This is a genomic window from Methylorubrum podarium, from assembly GCF_022179745.1.
Taxonomy (GTDB): Bacteria; Pseudomonadota; Alphaproteobacteria; order Rhizobiales; family Beijerinckiaceae; genus Methylobacterium; species Methylobacterium podarium.
The window spans coordinates 1-4,661 of the sequence record NZ_BPRD01000286.1 but is presented as its reverse complement, the minus strand read 5'-3'; the positions used below and the strand labels follow the sequence as shown (position 1 = coordinate 4,661).

Sequence of the window (4,661 nt, the reverse complement as noted above, 5' to 3'; positions counted from 1 at the left end):
GCCATGCGCAGGGCGATCACCGATTGCGCCTCGAAGGCGAGCAGGGTCGTGTCGAGACCGAGCTTCCACCACGTCGCGAACATCGAAGAGATCCTCTGGTCACCACGCGGCCTCGCCCGGAGCGGCCCAGGCGCCGCAGCCGAAGAAGGTCAAGATCAGCCTCGGCGGCTCCGCCGCCAAGGGCCGCAGCTTCGATTGAGCGCCGAGGCCCCGCCGGCCGCCCCGACGGGCGGCGGCCGGACGGCGACGCTCGATCCCGTGTCTCGATCTTGTGTCTTTGCCTCGTTCCCGGGCGCGGCCATAGGCAGGCGTGGCTTGCCGTGACCGCTCCGGGCGAGGCCGCGTGGTGACCAGAGGATCTCTTCGATGTTCGCGACGTGGTGGAAGCTCGGTCTCGACACGACCCTGCTCGCCTTCGAGGCGCAATCGGTGATCGCCCTGCGCATGGCCAAGCTCGCGGCCGGCGGCACCGCCGCGCAGGTGGAGGCGCAGCGCATGGTGAGCGAGAAGGTGCTCGCGGCCGGCGAGGCGGCGATGCAGCTCGCCACGGGAGCCTCCCACGGTGCGGTGGTGGCCGGCTACCGCCGCAAGGTGCGGGCGAACCACCGCCGCCTCTCCCGCGGTGCGAAACGCGGTTAACCGGCCCTTAACCATGAACTTCCATCGTTCGACCTCACGTCGGACGATTCCGGGAGAGATACATGGTGCTGTGCGAGACCAGCGTGCGCGAGCGCGCCTATTACATCTGGGAAGGCGAGGGCCGGGTGTTCGGCCGGGCCGAGGCCCACTGGCTGCAGGCCGAGGCCGAGCTGCGGCACGCCCCGAAGGCCGCGACGATCGAGGCCGAGGCGGCCAAGGCCGCCAAGCCCCGCGCCAGCCGCGCCAAGGCTGCTGAAAGGGCTCCTGCCGAGGTGCTGGCGGGCGTCGCCAAGGCCGCCAAGGCTGCGACGAAGACGTCGACCAAGGCTGCCGAGAAGCCCGCCGCCAAGGTGGCGAAGGCTGCGGCCAAGACCGATGCCAAGTCCGGTGCCAAGACCGATGCCAAGGCCCCCTCGAAGTCGGCGGCGAAGGCCAAGCCGGCCGCCGGCCGGGCCAAGCCCCGCGCCGGAGCCGAGGCGGTCGTCCTCCACTGAGCCGCGCCACCGAAAGGAACGCGGTTCGAGAGCCCGCCGTCCCCCGGGGACGGCGGGCTTCGCTTTTTCGGAAGGGCGGGACCGGCGGGGCGAGGGCGCGGGGAAGAGGGAACGGGGGGCCGGCTCGGCCGTTTCCCTTCGCGCTCCGCGGGCGGGGCGTCCCCGGTTGATCCGACGTTTCGGAAAAGGACACGCGATGCGCGCGCTGATGGGACGAGGGGCCGCTGCCGTCTTCCTCGGCACGATGCTGGTCTCGGGCGCCGCCGCGGCGGGTCCGCTGCGGGCGGGCGAGTCGTTCTACGCCGGTCCCGCCGTCCCGGCGGTGAGCGGCCGGGCACCGTGGAATGCGCCCTGGCAATACGATTCGGGCAGCGACAACGACCGGCGCCCCGAACTGCCCTACTACCAGCAGGGCGGCGGCCAGCAGACCGGCGGACCGGCCCGCAACCTCCTGCCCGACGACGGCCTCCACCTCTTCCCGCGCTGAGAGCCGCCTCCCGGATGTCGGCTCGCATCAAGGCCGTGGTGTTCGACATCGACGGCACGCTGCTCGATAGCGTCGACCTGCACGCCCGCGCCTGGGTCGAGGCCTTCGCCCATTTCGGGATCCGGACGGAGGAGGCGGACGTCCGCCGCCAGATCGGCAAGGGCGGCGACCAGCTGCTGCCGGTCTTCGTCGACGAGGCGCGGCTCGCCCGCGAGGGTGAGGCGATCGAATCCTACCGCTCGGACCTGTTCAAGCGGACCTATCTCGCGCAGGCCAAGCCGTTCCCGGCGGTGCGCGCCCTGCTCAGCCATGTGCGCGATGCAGGCCAGACCGTCGCCCTCGCTTCCTCGGGCAAGGCCGACGAGGTCGAGAACTACCAGAAGATCCTCGGCATCACCGATCTCGTTGACGTGGTCACGACCTCGGACGACGCCGACCGCTCCAAGCCCCATCCCGACATCTTCGAGGCGGTGCTGGGCAAGCTCCCCGGCCTCCCCAAGGAGAGGGTGATGGTGGTCGGCGACACGCCCTACGACGCGCAAGCGGCTGCGCGCGCTGGACTTTCCACCATCGGCGTCCTGTGCGGCGGCTTTCCGGAGGCCGAATTGTCGGCCGCCGGCTGCGTCGCGATCTACCGCGATCCGCAGGATCTGCTCGACGGCTACACGCGCTCGCCCCTCGCCTGACGCCGGCCCTTTGATGAGCCGGCGTCAAAAAGCTGTGAGGGACCCTCGGCGCCGTCCAAGAAAGCGCTAACTGCGAGCCGGCAAACCTATGGCCTTGTGATTTGGAACCGTTTAAGAGCGCGCCCCGCGGGGGGCGAGCCCGCTTCGGATTCGACGCATGCAGACCACGGCCGAGACGCTCATGACGACCTCGAAATCCCTGCAGCAGCAGGTCGCCGAGGCTATCGAGGACCGGGCGCTGCCGATCAGCCGGCTCCTGCGCCTGATGTGGGCCCTCGATGCCGACCGCAGTGCCGCCAACCAGAACCTGCGGGCTCAGCTCCGCGCCCGGATCGGTGCCCCGCTGAGCGCCTGATCTTTTGTGATTGCCGATCGCACCGCCCGAGGCGGTACGCGAACAGGCCGCTGCAACATCCGGCCAATGCTTGCCTTTCGGCGCCCGCACCGGGCCTTGCATAAATCCGCTCGGTCGCTCCCGTTCCCTGCGTCATTGCGAGGCGAAGCCGTGGCAATCCAGGGCGCGACCTCCCCGGATAGGTCGCGCCCTGGATCGCTTCGCTGACGCTCGCGATGACGGCGTCTGGCAAAACCCGAAGCGATCACCGGATACGGGATTACGCCTCCGCCGGCGCCTCGATCCGGCCGGCGCGCAGGCGCACGGTGCGGTCGCACAGCCGGGCGAGGCCGGAATCGTGCGTCACCAGGACCAGGGTCGCGCCGCGGTCGCGCTTGAGCCCGAACAGCAGGTCCACGATCTGCCGCCCCGTCGCCTCGTCGAGGTTGCCGGTCGGCTCGTCGGCGACGAGGATCGCCGGATCGGGCGCGAGCGCGCGGGCGATCGCCACCCGCTGCTGCTCGCCGCCGGAGAGCTGCGCCGGATAGTGGCGCAGCCGGTGGCCGAGCCCCACCGCCTCCAGTTCCGCCGCGGCCCGCCCGTGCGGGTCGGGCGCGCCGGCGAGTTCGAGGGGCAGCGCCACGTTCTCCTGCGCGGTCATGGTCGGCACGAGGTGGAAGGCCTGGAACACGATGCCGATGTTGCGGCCGCGGAAGCGCGCGAGCCCGTCTTCGTCGAGCTGGCCGAGATCGGTGTCGGCGATGGTGACGCGGCCGGTATCGGGCCGCTCCAGCCCGGCCATCACGGTGAGCAGAGTGGATTTGCCCGAGCCCGAGGGCCCGACGAGCCCCACCGCCTCGCCGCGCTCGACATCGAGCGAGATGCCGCGCAGGACATGCACCCGTGCGGGGCCGCGGCCGAGGCTCAGCTCGATCTGCGACAGGGAGACGGCCTTGTTCGACATCAGGCACCGACCGATCTGGGCTAAGGGCTTGCGGGCCACACGGGCAGGTTCGAGCGAAAGGACACGGTCTTGCACCACGCGAACGAGGCGGAAGCCGGATCCGGCAGGCTTGTGTCACGCTTACGCGCCCGGCGCGAGGCGGGCGGACCCGATGTGGGGGCGCCCCGCCCTGGGCGCAGGGCCGCGCTGATGCTCCTCTTCGCCGCAGCCACGCTCGTCGGCGCCGCCGGCCTGCGGCCCGATCCTGCGCGGGCCGAGCAGGGGGCACCGCTCAAGCTCGTGGCGCTCGGCGACAGCCTCACCGCCGGCTACCGCCTGCCCGCCGAGGCCGCCTTTCCCGCGGTGCTGGAGCGGGCGCTGAAGGCGAAGGGGTACCGGGTCGAGATCGCCAATGCCGGCGTGTCCGGCGACACCAGCACCGGCGGGCTCGACCGGCTCGACTGGTCGGTGCCGGACGGCACGCAGGGGGTGATCCTCGAACTCGGCGCCAACGACATGCTGCGCGGCACCGATCCGGCGGTGACCCGCAAGGCGCTGGAGACGATCATCGCGCGGCTGAAGACCCGCAACATCCCGGTGCTGCTGGCCGGCATGCTGGCCGCGCCCAATCTCGGCACGGAGTACCGCGCCCGGTTCGACGCGATCTATCCCGACCTCGCCAAGGCGCACGACCTCGTGCTCTACCCGTTCTTCCTCGACGGCGTGGCGGGCATGCGCGCCAACACCATGGATGACGGGCTGCACCCGACCGCCAAGGGCGTCGAGCGGGTCGTCGAGGGCATCCTGCCGAGTGTCGAGACCTTCCTCGGCCGCCTGGGGCAGAGCCCGGAGCGGAAGGGCCAAGAGCAGAAGGGCCAAGAGCAGAAGGGACAGTAGCGATGCCGCGCCTGTTCACCGGGCTCGAGATCCCGGCGGAAGTCGCCGAGCGGCTGTCGTTCTTCCGCGGCGGCCTGCCCGGCGCGCGCTGGATCGAACCGTCCGACTACCACATCACCCTGCGCTTCCTCGGCGAGATCGACGCGATGGTCGCCGCCGATCTCGACGCCGGCCTCGCCGA

8 protein-coding genes are annotated in these 4,661 nt (G+C 71.2%); 7 read left to right on the top strand and 1 reads right to left on the bottom strand.

The genetic code is table 11. The features are described 5' to 3' along the window. Nucleotides 1-366: 366 nt before the first annotated feature. The 5 genes from MFF42_RS14590 to MFF42_RS14570 all read left to right on the top strand — a co-directional run bounded on the left by MFF42_RS14590 (nt 367) and on the right by MFF42_RS14570 (nt 2,661). Complete coding sequence (locus MFF42_RS14590; RefSeq protein ID WP_238256375.1) at nt 367-639, top strand: hypothetical protein; 273 nt, start codon at nt 367-369, stop codon at nt 637-639. Nucleotides 640-701: 62 nt separating this feature from the next. Beyond that, on the top strand, nt 702-1,133 hold the full coding sequence (locus MFF42_RS14585; RefSeq protein ID WP_238256374.1) for a DUF2934 domain-containing protein: 432 nt from the start codon (nt 702-704) through the stop codon (nt 1,131-1,133). Nucleotides 1,134-1,329: 196 nt separating this feature from the next. Beyond that, nucleotides 1,330-1,620 (top strand): hypothetical protein, encoded by a 291-nt coding sequence (locus MFF42_RS14580; RefSeq protein ID WP_238256373.1) that lies wholly within the window; start codon nt 1,330-1,332, stop codon nt 1,618-1,620. Between the two features lie 14 nt (nt 1,621-1,634). Further along, a complete protein-coding gene (locus MFF42_RS14575) occupies nt 1,635-2,306 on the top strand; it encodes an HAD family hydrolase (protein ID WP_238256372.1) in 672 nt (223 codons plus the stop codon). A gap of 157 nt (nt 2,307-2,463) precedes the next feature. Then, complete coding sequence (locus MFF42_RS14570; RefSeq protein ID WP_238256371.1) at nt 2,464-2,661, top strand: hypothetical protein; 198 nt, start codon at nt 2,464-2,466, stop codon at nt 2,659-2,661. Nucleotides 2,662-2,920: 259 nt separating this feature from the next. Here the strand turns inward: MFF42_RS14570 and MFF42_RS14565 are convergent, their stop codons facing one another. After that, nucleotides 2,921-3,604, bottom strand: a complete 684-nt coding sequence (locus tag MFF42_RS14565; protein WP_238256370.1) for an ABC transporter ATP-binding protein — start codon at nt 3,602-3,604, stop codon at nt 2,921-2,923. 189 nt (nt 3,605-3,793) lie between these two features. Here MFF42_RS14565 and MFF42_RS14560 point away from each other — a divergent pair, with 189 nt between their 5' ends. Together MFF42_RS14560 and MFF42_RS14555 are read left to right on the top strand one after the other, a co-directional pair. Continuing rightward, nucleotides 3,794-4,480: an arylesterase gene (locus tag MFF42_RS14560; protein ID WP_238256369.1), complete on the top strand. Its 687-nt coding sequence runs from the start codon at nt 3,794-3,796 to the stop codon at nt 4,478-4,480. Nucleotides 4,481-4,482: 2 nt separating this feature from the next. Further along, the coding region (locus MFF42_RS14555) for a 2'-5' RNA ligase family protein (protein WP_283206882.1) at nt 4,483-4,661 on the top strand (179 nt) is incomplete at its 3' end.

Excerpts from the sequence above, each read along its gene's own strand:
- MFF42_RS14565 (WP_238256370.1), bottom strand. The coding sequence starts at position 3,604 with ATGTCGAACAAGGCCGTCTCCCTGTCGCAGATCGAGCTGAGCCTCGGC.
- MFF42_RS14580 (WP_238256373.1), top strand. The coding sequence starts at position 1,330 with ATGCGCGCGCTGATGGGACGAGGGGCCGCTGCCGTCTTCCTCGGCACG.
- MFF42_RS14585 (WP_238256374.1), top strand. The coding sequence starts at position 702 with ATGGTGCTGTGCGAGACCAGCGTGCGCGAGCGCGCCTATTACATCTGG.
- MFF42_RS14590 (WP_238256375.1), top strand. The coding sequence starts at position 367 with ATGTTCGCGACGTGGTGGAAGCTCGGTCTCGACACGACCCTGCTCGCC.
- MFF42_RS14575 (WP_238256372.1), top strand. The coding sequence starts at position 1,635 with ATGTCGGCTCGCATCAAGGCCGTGGTGTTCGACATCGACGGCACGCTG.
- MFF42_RS14560 (WP_238256369.1), top strand. The coding sequence starts at position 3,794 with ATGCTCCTCTTCGCCGCAGCCACGCTCGTCGGCGCCGCCGGCCTGCGG.
- MFF42_RS14570 (WP_238256371.1), top strand. The coding sequence starts at position 2,464 with ATGCAGACCACGGCCGAGACGCTCATGACGACCTCGAAATCCCTGCAG.